This window comes from Pseudomonas sp. H11T01, assembly GCF_048515765.1.
GTDB lineage: Bacteria > Pseudomonadota > Gammaproteobacteria > Pseudomonadales > Pseudomonadaceae > Aquipseudomonas.
Genome location: NZ_JBLYED010000006.1, coordinates 44,739 through 68,125, shown reverse-complemented (window position 1 = coordinate 68,125; position 23,387 = coordinate 44,739). Strand labels below are relative to the sequence as shown.

The 23,387-nt window shown below is 55.9% G+C and carries 19 protein-coding genes; 12 read left to right on the top strand and 7 right to left on the bottom strand.

The window, feature by feature from the left end; translation table 11 throughout:
• Positions 1-825 precede the first annotated feature (825 nt).
• Positions 826-1,911 carry an AbrB family transcriptional regulator gene (locus ACN1C3_RS09760; protein ID WP_419115612.1) on the bottom strand — a complete coding sequence of 362 codons (1,086 nt, stop codon included), beginning with the start codon at positions 1,909-1,911 and terminating at the stop codon, positions 826-828.
• A 127-nt stretch (positions 1,912-2,038) separates the two neighbouring features.
• Here ACN1C3_RS09760 and ACN1C3_RS09755 point away from each other — a divergent pair, with 127 nt between their 5' ends.
• Complete coding sequence (locus ACN1C3_RS09755) at positions 2,039-2,935, top strand: LysR family transcriptional regulator (RefSeq protein ID WP_419115611.1); 897 nt, start codon at positions 2,039-2,041, stop codon at positions 2,933-2,935.
• Positions 2,936-2,971: 36 nt separating this feature from the next.
• On the opposite strand, the gene ACN1C3_RS09750 is transcribed toward ACN1C3_RS09755, so the two are convergent.
• Complete coding sequence (locus ACN1C3_RS09750) at positions 2,972-4,165, bottom strand: MFS transporter (protein WP_419115610.1); 1,194 nt, start codon at positions 4,163-4,165, stop codon at positions 2,972-2,974.
• A gap of 250 nt (positions 4,166-4,415) precedes the next feature.
• The gene (locus ACN1C3_RS09745; protein WP_419115609.1) at positions 4,416-5,309 is read right to left on the bottom strand and encodes a LysR family transcriptional regulator; all 894 of its coding nucleotides are present in this window, start codon (positions 5,307-5,309) and stop codon (positions 4,416-4,418) included.
• A gap of 190 nt (positions 5,310-5,499) precedes the next feature.
• Here ACN1C3_RS09745 and ACN1C3_RS09740 point away from each other — a divergent pair, with 190 nt between their 5' ends.
• From ACN1C3_RS09740 to ACN1C3_RS09730, 3 genes are all read left to right on the top strand, one after another.
• On the top strand, positions 5,500-6,174 hold the full coding sequence (locus ACN1C3_RS09740; protein WP_419115608.1) for an NADPH-dependent F420 reductase: 675 nt from the start codon (positions 5,500-5,502) through the stop codon (positions 6,172-6,174).
• 176 nt (positions 6,175-6,350) lie between these two features.
• A complete protein-coding gene (locus ACN1C3_RS09735; RefSeq protein ID WP_419115607.1) occupies positions 6,351-7,406 on the top strand; it encodes a tartrate dehydrogenase in 1,056 nt (351 codons plus the stop codon).
• A gap of 252 nt (positions 7,407-7,658) precedes the next feature.
• Entirely contained in the window at positions 7,659-7,997 is a 339-nt protein-coding gene (locus ACN1C3_RS09730) for an SDR family NAD(P)-dependent oxidoreductase (RefSeq protein ID WP_419115828.1), read from the top strand.
• 146 nt (positions 7,998-8,143) lie between these two features.
• On the opposite strand, the gene ACN1C3_RS09725 is transcribed toward ACN1C3_RS09730, so the two are convergent.
• From ACN1C3_RS09725 to ACN1C3_RS09710, 4 genes are all read right to left on the bottom strand, one after another.
• Positions 8,144-8,920 carry a glucose 1-dehydrogenase gene (locus ACN1C3_RS09725; protein WP_048392950.1) on the bottom strand — a complete coding sequence of 259 codons (777 nt, stop codon included), beginning with the start codon at positions 8,918-8,920 and terminating at the stop codon, positions 8,144-8,146.
• A 103-nt stretch (positions 8,921-9,023) separates the two neighbouring features.
• Positions 9,024-10,256, bottom strand: coding sequence for an ABC transporter permease subunit (locus ACN1C3_RS09720; protein WP_419115606.1), 1,233 nt, complete (start codon positions 10,254-10,256; stop codon positions 9,024-9,026).
• Positions 10,257-10,289: 33 nt separating this feature from the next.
• Entirely contained in the window at positions 10,290-11,822 is a 1,533-nt protein-coding gene (locus ACN1C3_RS09715) for a sugar ABC transporter ATP-binding protein (RefSeq protein WP_419115605.1), read from the bottom strand.
• A 47-nt stretch (positions 11,823-11,869) separates the two neighbouring features.
• Positions 11,870-12,868 carry a sugar ABC transporter substrate-binding protein gene (locus ACN1C3_RS09710; RefSeq protein WP_419115604.1) on the bottom strand — a complete coding sequence of 333 codons (999 nt, stop codon included), beginning with the start codon at positions 12,866-12,868 and terminating at the stop codon, positions 11,870-11,872.
• Between the two features lie 739 nt (positions 12,869-13,607).
• On the opposite strand from ACN1C3_RS09710, the gene ACN1C3_RS09705 reads away from it, so the two are divergent.
• The 8 genes from ACN1C3_RS09705 to ACN1C3_RS09670 all read left to right on the top strand — a co-directional run bounded on the left by ACN1C3_RS09705 (position 13,608) and on the right by ACN1C3_RS09670 (position 23,341).
• A complete protein-coding gene (locus ACN1C3_RS09705; RefSeq protein ID WP_419115603.1) occupies positions 13,608-14,456 on the top strand; it encodes an SMP-30/gluconolactonase/LRE family protein in 849 nt (282 codons plus the stop codon).
• A gap of 124 nt (positions 14,457-14,580) precedes the next feature.
• On the top strand, positions 14,581-16,218 hold the full coding sequence (locus ACN1C3_RS09700) for a GMC family oxidoreductase (protein ID WP_419115602.1): 1,638 nt from the start codon (positions 14,581-14,583) through the stop codon (positions 16,216-16,218).
• 44 nt (positions 16,219-16,262) lie between these two features.
• Positions 16,263-17,735 carry an NAD-dependent succinate-semialdehyde dehydrogenase gene (locus tag ACN1C3_RS09695; RefSeq protein WP_419115601.1) on the top strand — a complete coding sequence of 491 codons (1,473 nt, stop codon included), beginning with the start codon at positions 16,263-16,265 and terminating at the stop codon, positions 17,733-17,735.
• 68 nt (positions 17,736-17,803) lie between these two features.
• A complete protein-coding gene (locus ACN1C3_RS09690; protein WP_419115600.1) occupies positions 17,804-19,216 on the top strand; it encodes an MmgE/PrpD family protein in 1,413 nt (470 codons plus the stop codon).
• Positions 19,217-19,291: 75 nt separating this feature from the next.
• Positions 19,292-19,564 (top strand): putative quinol monooxygenase, encoded by a 273-nt coding sequence (locus ACN1C3_RS09685; RefSeq protein WP_236431559.1) that lies wholly within the window; start codon positions 19,292-19,294, stop codon positions 19,562-19,564.
• A 258-nt stretch (positions 19,565-19,822) separates the two neighbouring features.
• The gene (locus tag ACN1C3_RS09680) at positions 19,823-20,656 is read left to right on the top strand and encodes an IclR family transcriptional regulator (RefSeq protein WP_419115599.1); all 834 of its coding nucleotides are present in this window, start codon (positions 19,823-19,825) and stop codon (positions 20,654-20,656) included.
• 279 nt (positions 20,657-20,935) lie between these two features.
• Positions 20,936-22,513, top strand: coding sequence for an aldehyde dehydrogenase (locus tag ACN1C3_RS09675; protein ID WP_419115598.1), 1,578 nt, complete (start codon positions 20,936-20,938; stop codon positions 22,511-22,513).
• An 84-nt stretch (positions 22,514-22,597) separates the two neighbouring features.
• Positions 22,598-23,341, top strand: a complete 744-nt coding sequence (locus ACN1C3_RS09670) for an SDR family NAD(P)-dependent oxidoreductase (protein ID WP_419115597.1) — start codon at positions 22,598-22,600, stop codon at positions 23,339-23,341.
• Positions 23,342-23,387 lie beyond the last annotated feature (46 nt).

Below are 23,387 nucleotides of genomic sequence, written 5' to 3'. Positions count from 1 at the left end.
CAACAGCTCACATAAGGCAGCAGAAAGCGCGCACATATTTACATTGGCCATGGAGCAACTCACCTGTTCTGATTGTTATGGAGATGATTCATCGTGACTTCGTTATAAATAAATATGAACTTTCACGCGGTGCTGGCTATCGCGTAATTGAAAATTTCTGGATCAGAGCCTGACAGCCCGAGTTCAGCTGGATTCGCGCTCATGAATCCTTGATGGTTGGTCAAGAGTGGAGCGGATCAGGTGGCTGAGGGCATGTGCCCAAGCAGCATTGCTCGCTTTGCTCGGCATGATGGCTGTCACCTGCCAATCCGCTTAGTCATGTTGTGGCAAATATGCACATGGTGGGATTTTTAGTCAACAACCTGTTTTTTGTTGATTTTATGTTTTCAAAGGGCTGGTCGTGATTAATTCTGACCATTAAGACAAGTTAGTTATTTAACTATCTGAAAAATATCAATAAATTCAAAATAAAAATTTATAATCCTGAGGCTGTAAGCCAAGAGAGGTGCATTTATTTTTTTGTAAAAAATCTAATTGTGGGATTTGTTTGACGATTTTGATGGTTGTTTTTCGGGCCAGGCCAAGCCAGACCAGGCGCGGCGTGTCTCACGCATGGATGTTTATTCGATGGGCACGACTTGTCAGGCCTGGGAGCCGCAGGCCTGAAGGGCAATGCTTGGTGCATAGCAAAATGGAGCTTCGATGGATTTCGAAGAGCGATAGATGAGCGGCGGCCTCAAGGCCGCCGTCTATTGAGGGAGACGGGAGAGGAGAGCAACGGATACGTGGCGTCTGCGCTGGAGGTTTTTGCGGTGGAGTTCAAGCCTATAAAGTTGTTTGACGGTGACTGGCCAAGCGAATAATCAACCGCGCCACAAAAGCTCCCGTCAGGATGACCGCAAACAGCCTTAGGGTCTGCATGGCCAACACCAGTCCCACATCGGAATGCGTGTCCACAGCGATGATCGCCATGGTATCGAGCCCTCCTGGGCTGGTGGCCAGGTAAATCGAGAGGAAGTCCTTGTCCAACACCGCCGCCAACAGCCAAGCAGACAATGCGCACAGCGCGATCATCATCACCGCCCCCAGTATCATCACCGGCAAGCGGCGCCAGACGTATTTGACGGTCGGTCGATCAAAGCGCAGGCCAACGTAGCAACCAATTGTGCTGTAGGCGGTAGCGAGTAACCAATTGGGCAGGGTGATATGCAACAGGCCACTGATCTGTAAGGCACCGCCCAACATTAAAGGCATCAGCAGCGCACCGGCCGGCAATCGATTTCCCAAGGCCATACCGACCAGCAGGGTGACGATTGTAAGTCCTAGATTCAGTAAGCCGAAGCTTTGTATCGCGACGTCTGTAGCATGAACCTCGCTTCCTCCGACCCGCGCCTCCAGCAAGTTGCTCACCAGCGCACCGATCATCACCACGCACACCACCCGTACATATTGCATGGTGGCGACCACTCGGGAATCGGCGCCATTTTCATCAGCCATCGAGACTATCGCGGAGGCCGCGCCTGGAGATGTACCCCAAGCTGCGGTGCTGGCTGGGATACCCATCCACACCAATGCAAGCCCCACCAGCGCGCTAAGGCTGACCGTCACCACGGTAGCAAACAGCATCATCGGCCAGGACTGTGCTATTGAAACGAGTACCGCCAGTGTCATCGAATGAGCGACAAGAATGCCTATGCAGCCTTGGCCAAGCTTAAAGGCGTATCGGTGCAGTCGAATGCTCGCCCCGCATACACCGAATACGATGGCAACCAGCATAGGCCCCAGGAATTGGCCGGCGGGGACCTCTAGAAACTTCAGCAACTGACCGCCCGCTCCGGCCAATAGCGCAAGCGCCAACCATTGGAGCGGCACGGGGTAGACGTGTAGGGAAAATCTGGCAGAAGAAGACAAGAGTCGTACTCCAAATGCTGGTCGCTCGAGGGCGTGGCATCGGTATCGATGTGCTGAAATTATTGATACCTGATTTGATAAAGTCTATTTTCTAATATCGATTGATTGATAACTTTGGTTGATGGATATGGACCTGCGTGATCTTGCCTATTTTGAAACCATTGCCGAGTTGGGCCATCTGGGCCGGGCTGCGCAAAAGCTCAACCGCAGCCAGCCTGCGCTGACTAAAAGCATCCAGCGGCTTGAGGAGTCTCTGGGGACCCGGCTGTTCGAGCGCGACGGCCGGCGGATCAAGCTCACGCCAGTGGGTGAGCTGCTGAAGGTGCGTGGCAAGCAGCTGCAGCAAAGCGTTGCCGAAACCCAGCGAGAGATACGTGATTTTGCCAACGGTGTGATGGGCAATATCCGCCTGGGCTGCGCCGCCTCCATGGCTGATCACCTGCTTCCGCACCTGACCGCGACACTGCTTTCGCGTGCGCCGCAGATCACCTTGAACCTGGTGATCGGCCAAGACGATTTACTACGCGAATCACTTTTTTCCGGACGACTGGACATGGTGATTTGCCCGCAATACGAAGCGGATCCGCTATTGGAGTTTCATGCCTTGTTTGACGACGAGGCGGTGGTGGTCGCCAGCCGTCATCATCCATTGTTCAGCGCCAGTTATGAGTTACGCGATTTGTGCCAGTACCAATGGGTGCTGCCGGCCTCCACCGTGCCAGCCCGGCGCTGGATAGACAATGTGTTCCAGTCCAGAGATCTACCTTTACCCCAGGTACAGATCGAAACCACCTCGATCTCTTTGTTGCCACGCCTGATTGGTGAAACCAACCTGTTGAGCTTTCTGGCCAGGGAGACCCTCGAAGACGTCAAGGGAGTGACGCACCTTCGTGAGGTGAGGCTTAAGGAGACCACGATGAAACGCACTATCGTCGTATTCGTTCGCACGGGCGCCTATTTGTCGCCGGCCGCGCAAATGCTGCTGAGTGTGCTTAAAGGTGATGGAACCTCTTTATTGGGGTAGCGGATGCACGGTAGCCGCTTGGGTCGAGAGGGGCCATCAAGCAGGCGTGGACTGGGTAAGCCGCTCACCATTTCCAACCACCAGTGCTGCCAGGATGAGCAGTACGCTACCGCCGATTAGAGGAGCTGCCACCGATACATGATCCAGTAAGCTCCCACCGAAAGCGCCACCGACCATGATCGCCATCTGAATAGCTGCAACCATCAGCCCGCCGCCGGTTTCTGGCTCATCGCTCACCTCTTTGGCCAGCCAGGTCGACCAGCATACCGGGATGGCCGAGTACAACATCCCCCAGCCAAACATCATGATGGCGGCGGCCGCGAAAATATATCCCAGCTCGGCCAGAGCCACCGTCATGAAAGCCAGGGCCACTGGCAACCAGCGTAACAATTGGAAGAGGAACTGTTTTTCCAGCAGTCGACTGACGAGGTATGTACCTCCGAAACCGGCGATACCCAGGCTTAAGAGTAAAACCGACAGTTGGGTCGAGTCGACGCCAGTGATTTGCTCGAGAAAGGGCCGCAAGTAGGTGAATGCGGTAAACGTACCACCGAACGTCAGCATGGCGGCCAGCAAACCGAACATTACATTCCGGCGTTTCAGTACCCCGAACAGCCTGGAAAGGGGAATGGTTTTTTCTGACTGCATCTCGGGCAAGCTTTTGTATTGCCAGATCACGTTAATGATGACAATCGGCACCAGCGCAGCGAACACGAAGCGCCACCCCAAATGGCCTCCCACGTAAGCCCCAATCGGCGCGGCAAATGCAGCGGCCACTGAATGTCCCATGTAAATCATGCCCAAGGCTTTAGGTACCGCATCCTCCGGGACTATCCGTAGGACAGTGGCAGTGGATAAAGCCCAGAAACCGCCGATGGCGACCCCCAGGAAGGCTCGGGCAATCATCAACCAGGTGAAGCCCGGCGCCAGAGCGATGACCACCAGCGAAACGAGCATCAGTAGGGTCATTGAAATCAGGACATGACGTCGATCGAAGCGTCCTGCGATAGAGGCGATGCAAAGGCTTGCCACCACCGCAAAGAAACCGGAAATGGAAATCGCCTGTCCAGCCATCCCTTGAGAGGTATGAAGGTCGTTAGCGATTGGAGTCAGAAGACTCACCGGCATGAACTCTGCCGCGATCAACAGAGCGACGCAGAGTGTCAAAGACCCCACGGCGCTCCAGATCCGGCTGTCAACCTGGGCCGAAGTGAAAGTTGAGGTAGTCATCGTTGTTCCCATGAAATAGCCAATACACAATGCCCCAGACAATTGGGGCACTGCGCAAATGGAAAATGGATGCAAGGAATAAAAACACCAGGGACTGACCCGGCGGGCGATGGGTAACGGTCTCATCGCGACTTGCTTGAGGTGGAATGATAGGGTGCTAAGGATGATCTGTAATGATCAGAAATCCGAAAGCACCTATGAATGCTGGCGAATAATGCAGCTGCGAAAAAGAAGCTCAGTGCACTGACGGTTAACCTGGATACCGTAGTTCATCGATCAGGACCTGCATCGCCCGGGACTTTTCGCGTTCGCTGGAGTAGTACAGATGCAGCCCCGGGAATGTTCTCCACCAGGTTTCCATGACAGGGATTAAATTGCCTGCATCGATATGGGGTTGGGCGATATCCTGCGGAACGTAGGCCAGCCCAAAACCCGATACGGCGGCATTCAGAATCTGATTGATGCCGTTGAATATGAGTTTGCCTCTGACTCTCGTATTAACTTCCTGGCCGTCCTTTTCCAGCTCCCACGCGTACAGGCCACCACGCGTAGGCAGGCGCATATTTATGCACTCATGCCCTTGGAGATCCTGAGGTTTGACCGGTACGTCACGGGTTTCCATGTAGGACGGTGCGCCCACCATGACAAAGCGCATGTCGGGTGCGATACGAACGGCTTCGATCCCGTTCGCCAGTCCGTCCCCGAGACGAACGCCAAAGTCGAAGTGGTCGGCCACAATGTCCGTCAATCCATAGTCGATTGACACTTCTACACTGATTTGCGGGTACTTCGGCAGGACTCGGGCCAACTTCGGCCAGAGCACAGTATCGATGACATGGTCGGTCGCCGTGATGCGAATATTACCGGCGGGGGTGTCGCCGAGCTCGGTCACAGCAATCAGTTCGGCCTTGATTTCCCTCAGTCGGGGTTCTACAGACTGAAGCAGGCGTTCCCCAGCCTCGGTGACGGATACGCTGCGGGTCGTTCGCGTGAGAAGGCGAACGCCGACCCGAGCTTCCAATCTCTGGATGCTATGACTGAGCATCGATTGAGAGATTCCCAGTTGGGAGGCCGCCCGCGTGAAACTCTGCTCCCGAGCGACGGCAATAAGCGCCAGAAGGTCGCTGTAGTGTTCCTTTGCCATTCATCAATTCTCTGCATGGAAGCGGGTACTGTATCAGCTAAAGCATTTGATCAAAGGTTTGAAGTCCAACAGTGTCATAACAACTGTGGTGCGGTATTGATCAATACTGATCATACCTTCATTCGCTGCCGAGCCTTCCTCTTGTTGCCATCCGGGTTTCTAATGGGGCCGAATTCACAGGAGACCTATCATGAAAATCGGAATTCTTGGCTCCGGCCGAATGGGCAGTCATCTGGGCACGGTGTTCGCTAAGGTTGGCCATGAGGTCAGCTTCAGTTACTCGCGTAGTCAGCAGAAAATTATCGATTTAGCCGCGTCGACTGGCAAGAACGCACGAGCGAGCACGCCGGCAGAGGCTGCGCGTGACGCTGATTTGGTCCTGCTGGCCGTGCATTGGCTTCAGGTGCCTGACGTGCTTGGCCAGGTTGGGGACCTGAACGGGAAGATAGTCATGACCTGTTGCAACCCTTTAAACGCAGAGGACACTGAGCTCGTCATCGGCCACACGATGTCCGGTGCGGAAACGCTGGCACAGATGATTCCAGGCGCTCATGTTGTCGCGGCCTTCCAGTCGACGCCCAGCGAGCTATTGTTCGATGTGTTCGCGGCTAGAGGCGAGGCGCTGCGCCCCAGTTTAATCTTCTGTGGCGATGACGCAGCCAGCAAAGCCCAGGCTGCTGGCCTCATCAGTCAGGTGGGATTCGATCCTGTGGACGCAGGGGCTCTGAAAATTGCCCGTTACATCGAGCCCTTCGGAATGCTTTCTGGTGTGTTGGCCTACGAAACGGACCAGGGGCCGGACTGGGCGTATCGCTTTGGGCGTTTCGACAGGCTATTCAAAGGCACTTCCCGCATTGGGAAGTAGCATCACTTGCACCTACCAGTACCACGTCCACATGTTGATTAGTAACTCAAGGTTATGTATGTAGTGATTTTGAGTCGACTCTGCTTCTTTTTGCGCTCCATATAATTTGCTCACGACCCCGTCTTGCCATTCCGGTGTGGCGGGCTGCAAGAGCCAAAATAAGAGCGGAGATGAAAATGAGCGCGTACAAGATTGCTGCAGTTCCCGGTGATGGCATTGGTGTTGAAGTCATTGCAGCGGGCGTCGAGGTGCTCGAGGCACTGTCGAAAAAATCCGGTTTCGATTTGCATTTCAAACACTTCGATTGGAACTCGGATAACTACCTGAAAAACGGTTACTACATTCCTGAGCATGGCCTTGAGGAATTGAAAACCTTCGACGCCATCTTCTTTGGCGCTGTCGGTGCGCTTAATGTGCCGGACCACATTTCTCTCTGGGGCCTGCGCCTGCCGATTTGCCAAGGCTTTGACCAGTACGCCAACGTGCGTCCAGCCCGTGTGTTGCCAGGGGTAAAAAGCCCGCTGATCAACGGCGACCAAATCGATTGGGTAGTGGTCAGGGAAAACTCTGAAGGCGAGTACTCCGGCAATGGCGGTCGTGTCCACCGTGGTTTGCCAGAAGAAGTGGCAACTGAAGTATCCGTCTTCACGCGGGCCGGCGTTGAACGCATCCATCGCTTTGCCTTCCAGCTGGCGCAGAGCCGTCCCCGTAAGCACCTGACCATGGTCACCAAGTCGAATGCCCAGCGTCACGGCATGGTGTTGTGGGACGAGATTTTCTACGAAGTTGCCAAAGATTTTCCGGACGTAAAAATCGACAAAGAACTGGTCGATGCCGTGACTACTCGCATGGTTCTCAAACCATCGACCTTGGATGTCATTGTGGCGACCAATCTGCACGCCGACATTCTGTCCGATCTGGCCGCGGCATTGTCCGGTAGCCTGGGCATCGCTCCGACGGCTAACCTTAATCCTTCACGCAAGTTTCCATCAATGTTCGAACCGATCCATGGTTCTGCCTTCGACATCACTGGCAAAGGCGTGGCCAACCCGATTGCAACGTTCTGGACGGCAGCGATGATGCTTGAGCATCTAGGTGAAGTGGACGCCGCCAACCGCTTGATGTCGGCCATCGAAGCGGTGACTGAAAGCGGTCTGCATACACCTGATCTCGGTGGTAAAGCCACCACCAGGCAGATCACTGATGCGGTACTTGAGCTGATCAATCGCTGAGTTTCTCTGCTGGTAAAACTGCAGCCTAACGCCAAGGGCGGATCATCGATCCGCCCTTGGCGTATCCTCGGTTTGATTTATACGCTGGTCGCTCAAGCGTTCAACCACGCTCTCATGAAGTTAATGAACGCGCGCAGTTTCCGTGGAGCGTGGCACGGCCAGGGTAGGAGAGATAAAACGAGACGGGCCACCAAGGCTTGAGCAGCCGATCTCCAGGGGCTGTTGCCTACCACGCAAGCTGCTGCTCAGGTCATGAAGGCTGGTCGGTCATCGATAGTAAATATCAGCTTAGACTTGGCTCACAGTCCTTACCCACAGGTGCATGTGTATTGCGCGACTAAAGGTGCGGTCAATACATTGACCCGGTCTCTCGGCATGGAATTAGGTCCCCGAGGTATTCGCGTGGTAGGCATCGCGCCAGGGTTTGTCCGCACGGAAGGCAATGCGGAGTCAGCTCGAGAAATGGACGAGTTCTTTATCGCCAAAACCCCACTGGGACGCGTTGGTAAGCCCGCGGATATCGCTGCGGCGGTAGCGTTTGCGGTTTCAAACGATGCAGGCTGGGAGGCGGGGGGCCACGGTCGAGGTTAGTGGCGGTATGATTTTCTGAACGCTTGAGTCTCGCCTGGCGCGGACATCTTTGGAATTATGGCGAAAATAACGCAGGGCCATGAATTACGTCGCTGCCGAACCATAAGGCCCGGCAGCGAAAATCTCAACGGGACGGTGGGCAGGTTTCAGATCCCCGCAGTCTGACCGCCGTCAATGACCATGGCATGGCCTGTGACGAAGCCTGCCTGTTCGGAGCAGAGCCACAGTACGGTATTGGCAATTTCCTCGGGACGACCCATGCGGCCAATCGGTTCCTGTGCAATCACGCGGGCGCGGCCTTGCTCGGTATCGCCAGTGAAGCGAGAAATCATGTCGGTATCAATGATCCCAGGGCACAGGGCATTCACTCGAATACCTTGGGACGCATGTTCCAGAGCCGCGCATTTACTGATGGCGGTGACGCCGTATTTTGAAGCGCAGTAAGCCGATTGCCCTTGGATCGCCAGTACCCCGGCTCCAGAGGATGTGTTCACGATCGCACCGCCTCCATTCGTCAGCATGATGTCGATCTGGTGCTTCATGCACAGATAAACACTCTTCAAGTTTACCGCGAGCACGCGGTCCCAGAGATCTTCGTCGATATCTTTGAGCTTGTTCACGGGTTGCTCGATACCGGCGTTATTGAAGGCGCAGTCAAGCCCTCCGAAAGTCGCCACGGTTTTGTCCAGGGCCGCTTTGATGCCTTTGCTGCTCGTCACATCGCAGGGGATGGTGAGGACGCGACCGCCGAAGGCTTCGATGAGTGCGGCGGTTTCCTGGAGGCCTTTTTCCGAAATGTCTACAGCTGTAACGCTGGCACCAGCTTTGGCGAATGCGATGGCCGTGGCGCGGCCGATGCCGCTACCGGCGCCGGTAACAAATGCCACTTTGCCGGTGTAGGTCCCTGCGGTAGATAGGGTCATGGTGCTGTCCTCTTGATTTGCTTTTACTGAAGGGTTCGAGCAGAGATTGGGCCGGTACCTCGGCTACTGTTACAGCAGCGAGGAACCGGTCCCGGTCGTTGGGTCACTTGGATTTGGCTTTGCTTCGGCTGTTGCCCACGGTGTAAAGCGCGGCGGCACCGATGAGCACGATGCCCTCGATCAACCCTTGATAATTCGCACCCAGATTCAAGATGTTGAAGCCGTTGGTGAGCGAGTAAAGCAGCAGCGCCCCTGCCAAGGTTTTAATGACACTGCCGGCACCGCCAAACAGCGAGGTGCCGCCCAGGATTGCCGCCGCGATAACAGCCAATTCGGCACCACTCAAGGCAGCGGGATTGATGGAGCGCAGGCGGCTCGCAAAAAGGATCCCGGCAAAGCCCGCCGCAGCGCTGCACAACACGAAAGCGACCAACTTGTAACGTACGACATTGATACCGGAAAGGCGGGCGGCTTCAGCATTGCCACCGACTGCGTACAGACGTCGACCTACCATGGTGAAGCTCAGCGTCACCCAGACGATGGTGGTGAAAATCGCCATGTAAATCACCGGTTTTGGCAGCATGATTTTGCCACCTGCTGCCCAACTCATTGCCAGCAGGCAGAGGCCACCCAAGGCCATTCCGAACATGGCAGGTGTAAATGGGCTTGCCGCTTTGCGTGCCCGCACCGCTTGCAGAATACTGATGCCCAGCAACACGGCACCCAGGAGGATTGCAATCACGCCAGCATCCAGGCGCCCCGACTCGAACGCTTTCATGGCTTCGATGACTTCGGGTTTTTCCACTGACAGAGATTGGCCATCAGTGAAGATCAAAACGGCGCCGCGCAGCGCGGTCATGGTGCCGAGGGTGACGATAAAAGCGTTGATACCCACAAATTGCACGATCGACCCGTTCAGCAGGCCGGCGCAAATGGCAACCGTCATTGCAAAGGCGGACGCGGGCCAGAAACCCAGCTGATCGGCGAAACCGATAAGAACCGCGGCCGATAGAGCCGCGACTGACGCGACTGACAAATCGAAATTGCCACTGATCAATATGACTGTCATGGCCACGGCCATGATGGCGATCAGTGAAGACTGATAGACGATATTGGTAATGTTCAAAACGCTGAGGTAGTTGGATTTACCCAGGTAGGTCGTGATGCAGGAAAGGCCCACCAGCAATAATAGCAAAGCATAGTAAACCCCCATTTCACGCAGGCTGAAGAGGCGTCGCCAATCAACCTGACGATACACAGGCGCGAGTGGCGGCGGTGTGACATTTTGACTGGCGAGCCGCACCGGTTTGATTTTTGGTTGAGCTGTTGTACGCATTTTTTTTATCTCTATAGCTAAATTATCCATTGCTCAGTGACCTCTGCTTTCAGGAGTAATGCACTTACCGCCAGCGAGCAGGAGCAGTTCATGTTCCGATGTTTCATGGACGGGGCGCTCGGCTACGCAGCATCCATCGCGCATGACAATGATGCGATCGCTGACAGCGAGCAGTTCTTCGAATTCTGACGACACGACGATGATGGCTTTGCCTTCAGCGGCCAGCCGACGGATCAGAAAGATGATTTCGGTCTTGGCACCGATGTCGATGCCGGCGGTTGGTTCGTCCAGAAGAAGTACTTTGACGTTGCTGAATAACCACTTCGCGATTGTTACTTTCTGAGCATTGCCGCCACTGAGTTCGCTGACGAGGATGTCAGGTGAACTGGCCTTGATTGATAATTGCTGGATAGCATCCCAGCCACGGTTGAGTTCACTCTGTTCGTCAGGAAGGCAATTGAACCTGGACACTGAACTGAGGGCAGGAAGGGAAGTGTTGCGCCAAATCTCAAAGTCTGGCACCAGGCCCTGCTTGATGCGATCTTCCGGCACCAGGCCAATGCCCGCTTTGACAGAAGCCCCAGTGCTGCGGCCAACTTCCCGACCATTGAGTATGACTTTGCCTGAGGCATGCGGGTCAGCCCCGAATGCTGCGTGGAGCAGTTCGCTTCGCCCTGAGCCGAGAAGGCCCGCTATCCCGATGACCTCGCCCGCAGCGACTTTAAGCGATGTCGGGTGCAGCTTGCCCGAGGACGAGACGTTCTGCAGTTCCAGCACGGTTCGGGATGAATCGACGCAACTGCTGCGCTGAGCCGTCGCACGCGCCTGTTTGGCAATCGGTTTGCCGACAATGGCTTCGGCCAAAAGATTTTCGTTCAGATCACAGGTTTCGGCGCGCATGGCTGCGACCCCGTCACGTAGGACCGTGACACAGTCTGTCAGCGCCATCACTTCGTCGAGGAAGTGCGAGACGAAGAGGATCGCCTTGTTTTCTACTTTTGACAGGCGGCGCACTGTGTCATAGACGATTTCACGCTCCTCTGTAGCCAGAGAGGCAGTTGGCTCGTCCATGACAATCAAGTCCGCACCTGTAGCGAAAGCCTGATAAATCGCTGCCATTTGGCGCTGACCAATGGAGAGGTCGCAGACCTTGCAATCGGCATCCAACCTGTACCCGACACGCTGACAAAGCTCATCAAAGCGTTCACGCATCGAGTTAGGGTAGCGCCACGTGCCGTTCTTTCCGAGAAAGACGTTCTCAATCACGGAGAGGGTGGGCACGAGCGGTATATGTTGATGGATGGTGGCTACGCCCATGTCGTTGGCCACCTTCGGACTCGCCCACGTGACTGGCTTGCCACGCCAGACAATTTCACCGCTCGTGGGAGCATTTGCGCCAGACAGGATCTTGATCAGGGTCGACTTGCCGGCACCGTTGGCACCCAGCAAACCGTGAACCTTGCCTCGCTCAATGTCGAGATCGACGCCGCGCAGTGCGACAGTCCCGTTTGGGTATTCTTTAGCAACCCCTTGGAGCCGCATGAGAAGCGTTTCTTGATGAGTCATCTCGATAATCCGTTTTTGTTCTTCGTTATCGGCTTATATAAAGCGGCCTACCACTTATCGGGGCAGTCGTTGAGCGTGTTCTTGGTGATCAATGGCAGGTCGTACGTCACGTACTTGCCCTTTGGCGTTTCCGGATGGGTTACAGACTCATAAAGAGACTTGAACAGAAGTTCACCGAGCAACTTCGGACGCACGCACACCGACGCATTGATTTCGCCAGCTGCGATCGCAGTCGCCCCGACCTTGGAGCCACCTCCTGTTGCCACCAGAGCGATTTTTGAACCTTGGGCAACCAAGGCTCGTGCGCAACCAATGGCCATGTCTTCGGCCTGGCTAAAGATGAGGTCGAGGTCTGGATGGGCAGTCAACATGTTCTGGCAAACGCGCTCGCCCTGTTCAGGCGTCCAGTCGGTGGGCTGAGACGCGACAATTTCATATTTTGCGCCAGCTTTTTTCAGGCCCGTCTTGAAGCCTTCCGTGAGCTGCTTGACCACCGCATAGCCAGGTACGCCCTCGACGACCGCAATTTTCGCGACGCGGTCTTTAGGCAAAAGTGTGGCTGAGTGCTCGCCGGCCACTTCGCCAGCGCGAATGTCGTCAGTGGTGACCAAGGCAGTGAGCTGTTCGTAAGGCTTGTTGATCGCCCGCAATTGCGGGTCACCTACCATTACCGCAATCGCAGCCACCGGGATCTCGTGGTCCACGATCTTGTCGACGAAAGATTGCGCCACCACAGAATCCAGGGGCAGAAAACCGATAGCGTCGACGCGCTGCGCGATCATATCGTCAAGTGCATTGCCCTGTTTCTCAACACTGCCGCGAGGATCGATGATGACGGCCTTGACACCGGCGGCTTTGGCTGCGGCTTCGAAACCTTTAGCGGTCGATACGTTGTAGGGGTACGCCAGATTCCCTGGAACGTAGCCGAAAGTCAGCTCGGCCGCGTTACTGACGGTGGCGGTTAATGCCAGGAAGGCGGGGAACATGTGTTTGAAAAGCGCACGAACAGCGTGATTTGAGTTCTTGCTGAAAATCTTGGTCGGCATTTGTAGCTCCTGAAACTTGTCGAAACGTTGTTGTTTTTGTGTTTTGCGTCAGGTCTTTCTTGGTTTTGCCTTGGTAAAGCACGCATTTTTTCACCCGCCTCAGAGGTCGACCGCCGTGACATGCATGACGATGTCCGGCAGGCCGGTGGCTTTGCGCGAATGCCAGCCTGACCGGTTGGGAGGTGGGCTTCTCGCAAGGCACATCTGAGTCGATTTGCGCTGCTCAAAATCAACATATCCCTGATTGTGGGATTAAGCAACTGATTTTGATGTGGTCCTTTCCGGTGCACGTACCACCGTTTGTGCGGGTGCAGTGCAGCGCCGGAAGGAAGCCACATTGGTGCGCTGGCGTGTCGCTGCAGTAGGTTGGCTCAGTACGTACGCCACTCAGGCCGGGCTTTTGTCCTGTCAAGCCTTTGGAGCGGGCGCGCAATTGTATTTTTGGCTCAGGCTGGCGCATTAACAGCGCGCGCTCCATGGCGACTTGCCGCTCCTGCGGGCGCGCTGAGAATGAATGGGTGACGATGGCAACAATCTGTAAAGAGTTCATCGGCGCACGGATTTCGACGGCAACTCCTGAAGGTCTTTAAATTAATTAATCCCATTTATTGACACAATTTTTATTGTTCGATAGGGTTCTGGGTGACTGCAGGGCGACGCCACGCTTCGTTCGGTTGCCCGCGCAGGTCGCATCGCTCTAGCGTTTTTCATCTAAAAATAAAGAAAGGGCAGGCAGAACATGCAAGAGCTAAAGGCGCATCGCCTCGCTGACGATTTCGTCTTCCTTGAGGCGCCTCGGTGGTACGACGGGCGCCTTTGGGTGCCAGACGTCTTTGACTCGATCCTCTACCAGGTCGACGCGGACGGGCGTCGGCATGTGCTAAAAGACAATCTGCCACCGCGGCCAAATAGTCTCGGTTTTCTGGCTGATGGAACCCCCCTCATCGTGTCATCCGTTGCTCGCCAGATATTGAAGCTGGTTGATGGGGAGTTGCTTGTGCACGCCGATCTCTCAGCGTGGGCTACTGGGGATTTGAATGATTTTGCTGTGGCCGAGAATGGCTGTCTCTACGTTGGCAATTTTGGCTATGACCTGTTCATGGGCGAAGCGAAGCGCGAGACCTCTCTGCATATCGTTGAGCTGGACGGCACCGTCAGCCACGGTAGTGATGGCGTCGAATTTCCCAATGGCGCGGTCATTATCGAGGGTGGACGAAAGCTGGTGGTTGCAGAAACCTGGCGCGGTCGGCTGACGGCATTCGACCGCGCACTGGATGGGTCTCTGTCCAATCGGCGGCTATTTGCCGACATTGCCGGAAGAGAGCCGGATGGCATGTGCGCCGATGCAGAAGGCGGCATCTGGGTTTGCTCGTTCAACACAGGCGAGGTGTTGCGCGTCCTCGAAGGCGGAGTGATCACACATCGTCTGCATTTCCCCGGCAGCGCCGTTGCTTGCGAGCTTGGCGGTAATGATGGCCATACCCTGTTTATCACCACCTACGACGGTACGATCCCTGACCAACAAGCGCGCAAGCGACTCGGAGCACTTAACCAAGTTCAGGTCGACATTCCTCGTGCCGGATCCTAAACAACGAAGCCAGATCGGCTGCGGATAACAACGGTTTGTCATGGTAGGGACATCCCATGGTTGAGCCCGGGCAGGCATCGCCTGTTCGCTGCTACCAGGTTTGAAAGAGCGAGGAATAGGGTCAATGCAGATTTATGATTACATCGTCATCGGTGCTGGTTCTTCAGGCTGTCCGGTTGCGCGCGGTTTGTCAGACGATCCCCTGAACAAGGTCCTGCTAATCGAGGCGGGTCCCGCCGCGGATCGTTTCTGGGTCAACACGCCAGCGGGAATGGGTAAACTGTATTTCAATAAGCTGTTGAACTGGAACTTCCGCACCTCGCCAATGGAAAAGCTCCAGGGGCGCGAGATGTACTGGCCTCGTGGCAAGTTGTTGGGCGGATCAAGCTCCATTAACGGCATGGTATTCATTCGCGGGCATCAGAAAGATTTTGATGGCTGGCGTGCTCTGGGTAATCCAGGCTGGGGCTATGACGATGTGTTGCCCTATTTCAAAAAGATGGAGCACTTCGAACGGGGTGGCGACGAATACCGAGGGGCGAGCGGACCCTTGTGGATCAGCGATCCGGTGGTCAAGGAAAAGAGCAGTTACGACTTTATAGAGGCCGCGAACCATATCGGTATCCCAGTAACCGAGGACATGAATGGCGCTCTGCACGACGGCGTAGGTTTCATGCAGCACAACATCCAGGACGGACAACGGATGTCGACTTACCGGGCGTTTATCGAGCCGGTCATTGATCGGCCTAATCTGACAGTTCGCACCGGCTGCGAGCTGCAACGTGTGTTGTTCGAGGGGCTTACAGCCGTCGGCGTAGAGGTGTTGAAGGGCGGTCGCCTGGAAAAGATCTACGCGGCGCGTGAAGTGATTTTGTCCGCCGGTTCGCTAAAGACGCCACAGATGCTGATGCTGTCGGGTGTCGGTCCACGGGATGAACTGGAAAGGCATGCAATCCCTGTTGTTCTGGATTCCCCGGGCGTAGGACAAAACCTGCAGGATCACTTCTATATTCACACGGGGTTCCGTTGCACCCCCGACAGCTCGTACAACGCCAACCTCGTGGGCCTGCGTAAATATTGGGAAGGCTTTCGTTATCTGATGACGCGCAAAGGTTATCTCGCCCTCGGCTCTTCCCAGGTAGCGGCGTTCGTTAAAAGCAGCCCGAAAGAGGACTACGCGGATCTCCAGATCAGCTTTCGGCCTATGACCTTTCAATATTTTGCCGACGGCACGGTCGATGTTGAAAAACACCCTGGGCTCGGTGTGTCGGTTTATCAGTTGCGCCCCAGCACTACAGGAACGGTAAAGCTGCGCTCGACCAACCCTTCGGATCCGGCAGATTACACCCCGAACTTCTTGAGCAGCGAATACGACGTGAATGCGGTGATCAGTGGCGTGCGTTGGATACGCAAAATCATGAACAGCGAGCCCATCAAGTCGCGCGTGGTCGCTGAAGAAATGCCGGGGCCTCAGGTTCGTACCGATGAAGAAATTTATAACTACCTGGTAGAAAGCGGTAACTCGGCCCACCACCAGGGCGGCACCTGCAAGATGGGTAACGACGCCATGGCGGTCGTTGATGAGCGGCTGCGTGTTCGGGGTATCGAGCGACTGCGCGTGGTTGATGCTTCGATCATGCCATTCATCACGTCGGGTAATACCAACGCGCCGTCCATCATGATCGGTGTGAAAGCTGCCGACTTGATTCGTGAAGATGCGCTGGCGCGCCGCACAAGCAGCGCTCTGGCCGAAACCAATTGAGCGAGTCGGCGAATACCGTGTCGCCACTTGCAGAGGAAAATACCATGTCCACTGACACCCAGAATCACGTTTGCGGCGACGCCACGCATCCACGCGTCGGCCTGTTCATCGACGGTGAATGGATCTTTGATCGACCGTCTTGTTTCGACGTTCGCAACCCGAGCACTGAAACCGTGCTCACTACCGTACCCGGCGCCAACGCCGATGACCTCAAGCGGGTATTGGCCGCTGCAGAGCGGGGGTTCAGGATCTGGCGAGCGACGCCACCGGTTGAGCGCAACCTTATTATCGCTCGCGCCATCGCGGGCGTGCGTGAGCGCGCTGAGGAAATCGCGCAGATCATTACCCGTGAGAACGGCAAGCTGATCGCCGATGCCCGGGCCGAGGTCGAACGCTCGGCAAGTTTCTTCGACTGGGACATGGCTCAGGCGTTACGTGCTTACGGCACCATTGTCCCGGGCGAAGCGCAGATGCAAAAGTTGATTTTGCGTCAACCGATCGGGCCGGTGGCGGCTTTCACGCCGTGGAATGTGCCCCTCAGCGCGCCCGGTCGAAAAATCAGCGGCGCTTTATGTTCGGGTTGCTCGATTATCCTCAAGGCGCCTGAGGAAACACCGGGGGCCGCCGTCGCCATGGTTCAATGCTTCGAGCAGGCGGGCTTGCCCAAGGGAGTCCTGAACCTGGTGTTCGGCAATCCTGCCGAGGTGTCGTCGACGCTCATTGATTCTCCAGTGACGCGTATGGTGACGTTGACTGGCTCGGTCGGCGTTGGCAAGCATCTCAGCCGCTTGGCGGGAGCCGCCATGAAACCGGTGCTGATGGAACTTGGTGGTCACGCGCCGGTGATCATCTGCGCGGGTGTGGATGCGACCGAAATCGGCAAGATGGCGCTCAAGAGCAAGATTCGTATCAATTCCCAGTGGTGCGCCGCGCCGGGGCGGTTCCTGGTTCACGAAAGTCTTTACGACGAATTTGTCGCGGGGTTCGTTGCTGCGGCGCAGCAGGTGCGTGTCGCTGACGGCATGGATGTCCAGGCCGATATGGGCCCCGTTACCAGCGGCAGACGTCTGGCGGCCATGCAGCATTTCGTCGATGACGCACTCGAGCGTGGTGGCAAGGCCGCCGTGGGTGGTCATCGCGTCGGTGATCGTGGTTACTTTTTCGCACCGACCCTGCTGGTCGATACCCCACTCGACTGCGAGATCATGCGCGAAGAGCCGTTTGGTCCGGTCGCGGTAGCCGTTCCTTTCAAGACCCTTGATGAAGCGATCGAAATTTCCAACAGCCTGTCCGTAGGCCTAGCCGCATTTGCTTTCACCAATACGCTGGAGGAAGCCGAGCAACTGAGTCGCGAGCTGGACTTGGGGGTTTTGTCGATCAACCATTTTGGTGCGCCGGATCCCGATACTCCGTTCGGCGGCATGAAAGACAGTGGCATCGGTAGAGAAGGGGGGCCGTGGAGTCTGGAATCCTACATGGTCAGTAAAACAGTGCTGCAGAAGACGGTCCGCGTGTGAGCGAGTGGCCCGGTGCGTGAGCAGCGCCCGGTGCCGTAGTCTTAATTGCAGTGACGGGAGACTGTCTTATGTCAGAACGAATGTTCAATTCCAATCCTGTGGCCATAAGTGCCGACATCGTCCATCACTTTTCCGCCCTGGCGGCCGGGATGCGTTATGAAGACTTGCCTGAGGCGGCGCGCGAAGCTGCGAAGAAAAGTATTCTCGATACCTTTGGAGTAATGCTTGCCGCCAGTGGGATGGAGCCTGCGGTACTGGGTGTTATCGAGGTGGTCAAGGAATCTGCAGGTACCCCACAAGCTACGATCCTGGGCTTTGGGGGGCGTGTCCCGGCGACGATGGCGGCCCTGGCCAATGGCGCGCTCGCGCACTGCCTGGACTATGACGATCAAACCCCTTGGGGGCAGCACGCGGCGAGTTCGATCATTCCAGCGGTGTTCGCATTGGCTGAGCGCAAGGGTGGCGTGACCGGCAAGGACATGATTGCTGCCGTGGCTGCAGGGCAGGATATCTTCGCGCGGCTGCGCTGCAATGTCGGCTGGAAGAAAGACTGGAACCTGTCCACGGTGATGGGGGTGTTTGCTGCAACCGCCGCCGCCGGGCGCGTGATGGGCTTCAGTGCGCAACAGACCGCCAATGCGCTGGGCATCGCCAGCATGCAGTGTTCGGGCATCATGGAAATGGTGTGCGGCACGGGTAGCGACTTACGCGGGTTGTATGCAGGTTTTTCGGCCAAAGGCGCGGTGTTGGCGACGCTGATGGCGGAAAAGGGCGTGCCCGGTATCGATCGTCTTTTTGAAGGCGGCTACGGTTTTTTCAACACCTATTTCGATGGCCGTTACGATCGGGAAAAGATCCTTGAGGACCTCGGCGTCGACTACAAGGGCAGCGTGACCTTGTACAAGCGCTGGCCCTCGGTGGGCACTGCGCACAGCCATATGAAAGCGGTCATCGACATTGTTTCGCAGAACGACCTCGCGCCTGAAGACATCGCTGAAATCCGCTTGTTTGTGGGCGACTATCACGCGCTCATGTGCGAGCCGCTGGAGGTGCGCAAGGCGCCTGCAACGCTGGCGGATGCAAAGTTCAGTCTGCCGTTTCTGGTTGCGGTTGCAGCCGTGCGTCGTGGCATGAGTGTGTCGGATTTCACCGAGTCGGGTCTCCACGATCCAGAAGTGCTGGCGACCGCCAACAAAATCTCCTTGATTGCCGATGCGTCTCTGGATTGGAAACTCGAGTTACCGCTAGGGCGTGTCGAGGTGCTGGCGACGGACGGTCGTCATTGGGAAAGTTTCGGTACCGCGATACCGGGTAATGCGGACAACCCCATGACGTGGGCGGATCTCTGCTTGAAGTTTGCCGAATGCGCTTCTGTGGCTGTTAATCCCTTGAGCCTGGGCACCATAGAAAAGGTCCAGCGGTTGGTCCAGACGCTGGAAGGCGTTGAGGATGTTGCCGAGTTGATACGCGCGCTGAAATAAAAGGTTTAGTGCCTTGACCCACGTGTTTTGTAAAACCACAAAAATGAGGTTTATATGACGGAAAGAGTGCATTGCGTGGCTGTGACACTGGCCAAGCCAGAACATCTTGAAGCGGTGAAAGCGGCGCTTGAAGCGTTGATCGAGCCTGTTCACCAGGAAAAAGGCATGATCCAGTATGAAATGTATTGTGATCGTACCGAGCCGAGGCGCTTCGTGTTCATTGAACAATGGGAAACCTACGAGGATTTCGAGGCCCATGTGCATGCGCCTCATGTGAAAGAGTTTCTAAGAAAAACCGAAGGGTTGATCGAGGAAAACTTCTTTCATCCATTGTCATTCCATAAGTAGGCCAGCACGTCTGACGAGCCATTGACTTGGAAGCCCGATGATGTGAAATCTTCATTCCGGGCTTTCATGGTTGAAATCTTTTGTCTTATTCATAATGTGAGATTTTAATTTTCTGTATCTGTCGGTTTCTTGCTCGATCCTACAATTTGAGACTATGATCGGAAATCAAACGTACGCACTGCCGTACGTAACGCAATCTTGGTTTTCACGGGTGCCGAAGGTATTCCAAGGGAATCTTCAACGTAGGGTAAGCGGGTAATGGACATAGAAGCGCTTCAGGGGGAAAACCCAGCCGTTGAAGACGAGAGAGAAGAGCACGCTCGCGACGGTGCGAGCAGCCTTACCAAAATGCTCAGCATTCTTGATCTCTTCAGTTCCAATCAGGCTGTGTTGTCGACCACAGCCATTATCGAAGCACTCGAAACCTCTCGTTCTACAGGGTATCGCTACATCAAAGCGCTGCATTCTGCAGGCTTGCTAAGCACAGTTGGCAATGGCAACTACGTACTCGGTTCGCGCATCATCGAGCTGGATTTGCAAATCAGAAATACTGACCCGTTGCTGCAAGCCAGCAAGGGTGTATTGGAGGAGTTGGTCGGAACGATCGGTCACTCGGCACTGTTATGCACGGCGTTTCGTGATTCGGTGCTATGCATTCGCGAGCATCGTGCGCCGCTGAGTCCTGAGAATCGTTTTTGCCGCGGGCAGCGCAGACCGCTGTTTCAAGGGGCGGTCTCTAAAGTCATCCTCGCCTATTTTCCCCATCATCGGCTTAAAAGCCTTTATAGCCGTGCGCAATTCGATATACAGCGAGCTGGGCTAGGGGACACTTGGGAGGAGTTCCGCAGCACGCTGAGCAAAATCAAAAAAGACGGTTATATCATCACCAAGGGCGAATTCAATCCGGGTGTCTATGGTGTGGCCGCACCTATTATCAATGACAGCAACATGGTTTTAGGCAGTATTGGCGTTGCCTGGGATGAAAAGGAGCGTCGTGACGTCGATGTCAAACGTGCGGTAGTTTCAGTCAAGCGCGCGGCGCGTGAGATCTCCAGTCGCCTCGCTCAGGCCGATGCATCTGGCACGGACTGATCAAAGAGAGTGATTTTCCGATCAGGCATTGCCTCTTGCGCGTTATTCCAAACGCTTTAATTCGGCTGCCTGGTCGGATCGTTAGCTCCCAAGTGTTTGTTTTTACGCCATCTGTCGGTTTACCGGCTTTCCACTGATCTTCTTTCCCATTTTTGAGAACACTCGTCAGCAGTGTTCCAACCTCTGCGTACCCGCTATTCAGCATGCCCACACGCATTCCTTTCTTGCCTGAGTCTGTTAGCTGAATTCTTCAGCAATGGATTCATTGCAGGTTTATTGTTGATTTATCCCACCATGCGAGATAGTTTTATTTTGTTGTGCGGCATTTCAGCACACCTTTGCGAAGGTGCAAACCAGCAGAAAGGAGAATGGCAGTTGAAGACCTACGCACATTGGATTGACGGAGCTCACCAAGAGCCGGCGGGGCGCGAGTGGATGGACACGCAAGACCCTTATCTGGGCGAGGCGTGGGCGAGAATTCCCTTGGGAGTGGCGGTTGACGCGGATGCCGCGGTGTCCTCGGCCAAGCGTGCGATGACGTCCGGGCCGTGGGCAAGCATGAGCGCAACCCAGCGCGGCAAAATCATGCGTCGTATCGCTGACCTGACCTTGGAGAATGCCGATCGCCTGGCCGAACTTGAGGTGCGCGATAACGGCAAGTTATTCGCAGAAATGCGCGGCGCAATCAGCAACGTGGCGGAGATCTGGTACTACTACGCCGGTCTCGCCGACAAGATTCAAGGTTCCGTGATGCCGATCGAGAAAGAGGGCATCGTTGCGATGACTACCCGGGAGCCGGTTGGGGTGGTGCTTGCGTTGACTGCCTGGAACGCTCCCTTGAATTTTCTGGCGCTCAAGTGTGCGCCAGCTTTGGCGGCGGGTTGTGCAGTCGTGGTCAAACCCTCGGAATTTTCCTCGGTCAGCTCGCTGGAGTTCGCAGCGCTGACCAAGCAAGCCGGCCTGCCGGACGGTGTTCTGAACGTGGTTACAGGTGTGGGCCTTGGCATCGGTGCTCCACTTGTCGGGCACCCGGACGTTGCGATGGTCACCTTCACCGGATCTGACGCAACGGGCGCCAAAGTTTACGAAGCCGCGGCTCGCCATATGAAGCGGGTGGCCCTGGAGCTGGGTGGTAAATCGCCCAATATCGTCTTCGAGGACGCCGATCTGGAGCTGGCTGCTGCCGGGGCGGTCTCCGGCATCTTCGGCGGCGGCGGCCAGATGTGCACGGCCGGCTCCCGGCTGTTGGTTCAAAATTCTATCCTGGACGCTTTCACCGAGCAGTTAATTGCCGGTGCGCGTTCGATCAAAGTGGGCAACCCGATGGACCCGGCCACCCAGATGGGGCCCATGTCCACTGCTCCGCAATATCAGAAAGTGCTCGATTACATCGAAATAGCCCAGGCAGAAGGTGCGCGCTGCGTGTTCGGCGGCAAGCCCGCCAGTGGACCAGGCATTCGCGGCGGTCAGTTCGTCGAACCGACGATTTTCACTCACGTCTCCAACTCGATGCGTATCGCCCAGGAAGAGGTGTTCGGTCCGGTGCTGTCTGTCATCGGTTTTGAAGACGAGGCTGAGGCTGTCTCCATTGCCAATGACATCGCCTATGGGCTGGCAGCCGGCGTGTGGACCCGTGACATCGGCCGCGTGTTTCGCATGGCCAAGGCGCTAGAGGTCGGAACAGTCTGGGGCAACACCTATCGCACCTACAGCTACACGATGCCCTTCGGCGGAATGAAAAAATCCGGCATAGGCCGGGAGATGGGCATCGAGGCGGTGAACGAATTCCTCGAAACCAAAAGTCTGATGATTTCCATCGCGGATGCGCGCCCGGCGAATAATTTCATTCCGCGTTGAGCCGGCAGATAACAGCGTGAGTGAGAGACGACGTAAGCGCTCATGATCGCGGGTCCTTACAGAACAAAAAGGGATAACAATAAGATGACCGATAAGGCTTTTCATCAATCCAACAGCGCTCGCCTGGACGGACGGCGGATCGTGATCAGCGGCGCCGCCTCGGGTATCGGGCGAGCAACGGCTGAGCGCTTTTTAGCGGAAAGGGCGACAGTTGCGTTGCTCGACAGGAATGGCGAGGCATTGACCGCGGCGTTCGAGGGCAGGGGTCTTTGTTTTGCTGTCGATATCAGCGACGAGGAGGCCGTAGCGCAAGTCACTAAGCAAGCCGCGAGGGATATGGGTGGTATCGACGGTGTCGTCAACGCCGCCGGGATCATGGGCAAGGGCTCCATCCTCGACGTGCCCGCCGTTGAGTGGCGCAAACAGATCGAGATCAACCTGGTCGGCACCTACATCGTATCGCGCAACTGCCTGCGCTGGATGACGGGTGAACCCTTCGCAACCATCGTCAATATCGCCTCAGCTGCTGGGCTGCTGCCGAATGCGCCGGGGCTTAGCGCCTACGCGGCTTCCAAAGGTGGGGTGGTCAACCTGACACGGTGCATGGCGGCGGAGTTGGCACCACAGATACGGGTCAACAGCGTCTGTCCCGGCATGGTCGATACCCCGATGGCGGATGGTTACCGGGGCAACGTCAGCAATTACGCACTCAAGCGACTGGCCGATCCATCGGAGATCGCGGCGGCAATCCTTTTTCTGACTTCTAAGGAGTCCTCCTACGTGACTGGTACAGCCTTGGCCGTGGACGGTGGTCGTTCTTTCCATTGAGAGGCGGCGATATCAGGGCACGTTGATTTCGGCGAACACCGTGCCC

Bases quoted from the DNA above. Each gene is read 5' to 3' on its own strand.
- ACN1C3_RS09725 (WP_048392950.1), bottom strand. From the start codon at position 8,920: ATGACCCTATCTACCGCAGGGACCTACACCGGCAAAGTGGCATTTGTT.
- ACN1C3_RS09730 (WP_419115828.1), top strand. From the start codon at position 7,659: ATGAAGGCTGGTCGGTCATCGATAGTAAATATCAGCTTAGACTTGGCT.
- ACN1C3_RS09690 (WP_419115600.1), top strand. From the start codon at position 17,804: ATGTCAGAACGAATGTTCAATTCCAATCCTGTGGCCATAAGTGCCGAC.
- ACN1C3_RS09755 (WP_419115611.1), top strand. From the start codon at position 2,039: ATGGACCTGCGTGATCTTGCCTATTTTGAAACCATTGCCGAGTTGGGC.
- ACN1C3_RS09705 (WP_419115603.1), top strand. From the start codon at position 13,608: ATGCAAGAGCTAAAGGCGCATCGCCTCGCTGACGATTTCGTCTTCCTT.
- ACN1C3_RS09680 (WP_419115599.1), top strand. From the start codon at position 19,823: ATGGACATAGAAGCGCTTCAGGGGGAAAACCCAGCCGTTGAAGACGAG.
- ACN1C3_RS09740 (WP_419115608.1), top strand. From the start codon at position 5,500: ATGAAAATCGGAATTCTTGGCTCCGGCCGAATGGGCAGTCATCTGGGC.
- ACN1C3_RS09710 (WP_419115604.1), bottom strand. From the start codon at position 12,868: ATGCCGACCAAGATTTTCAGCAAGAACTCAAATCACGCTGTTCGTGCG.
- ACN1C3_RS09670 (WP_419115597.1), top strand. From the start codon at position 22,598: ATGACCGATAAGGCTTTTCATCAATCCAACAGCGCTCGCCTGGACGGA.
- ACN1C3_RS09700 (WP_419115602.1), top strand. From the start codon at position 14,581: ATGCAGATTTATGATTACATCGTCATCGGTGCTGGTTCTTCAGGCTGT.
- ACN1C3_RS09750 (WP_419115610.1), bottom strand. From the start codon at position 4,165: ATGACTACCTCAACTTTCACTTCGGCCCAGGTTGACAGCCGGATCTGG.
- ACN1C3_RS09735 (WP_419115607.1), top strand. From the start codon at position 6,351: ATGAGCGCGTACAAGATTGCTGCAGTTCCCGGTGATGGCATTGGTGTT.
- ACN1C3_RS09745 (WP_419115609.1), bottom strand. From the start codon at position 5,309: ATGGCAAAGGAACACTACAGCGACCTTCTGGCGCTTATTGCCGTCGCT.
- ACN1C3_RS09695 (WP_419115601.1), top strand. From the start codon at position 16,263: ATGTCCACTGACACCCAGAATCACGTTTGCGGCGACGCCACGCATCCA.
- ACN1C3_RS09720 (WP_419115606.1), bottom strand. From the start codon at position 10,256: ATGCGTACAACAGCTCAACCAAAAATCAAACCGGTGCGGCTCGCCAGT.
- ACN1C3_RS09715 (WP_419115605.1), bottom strand. From the start codon at position 11,822: ATGACTCATCAAGAAACGCTTCTCATGCGGCTCCAAGGGGTTGCTAAA.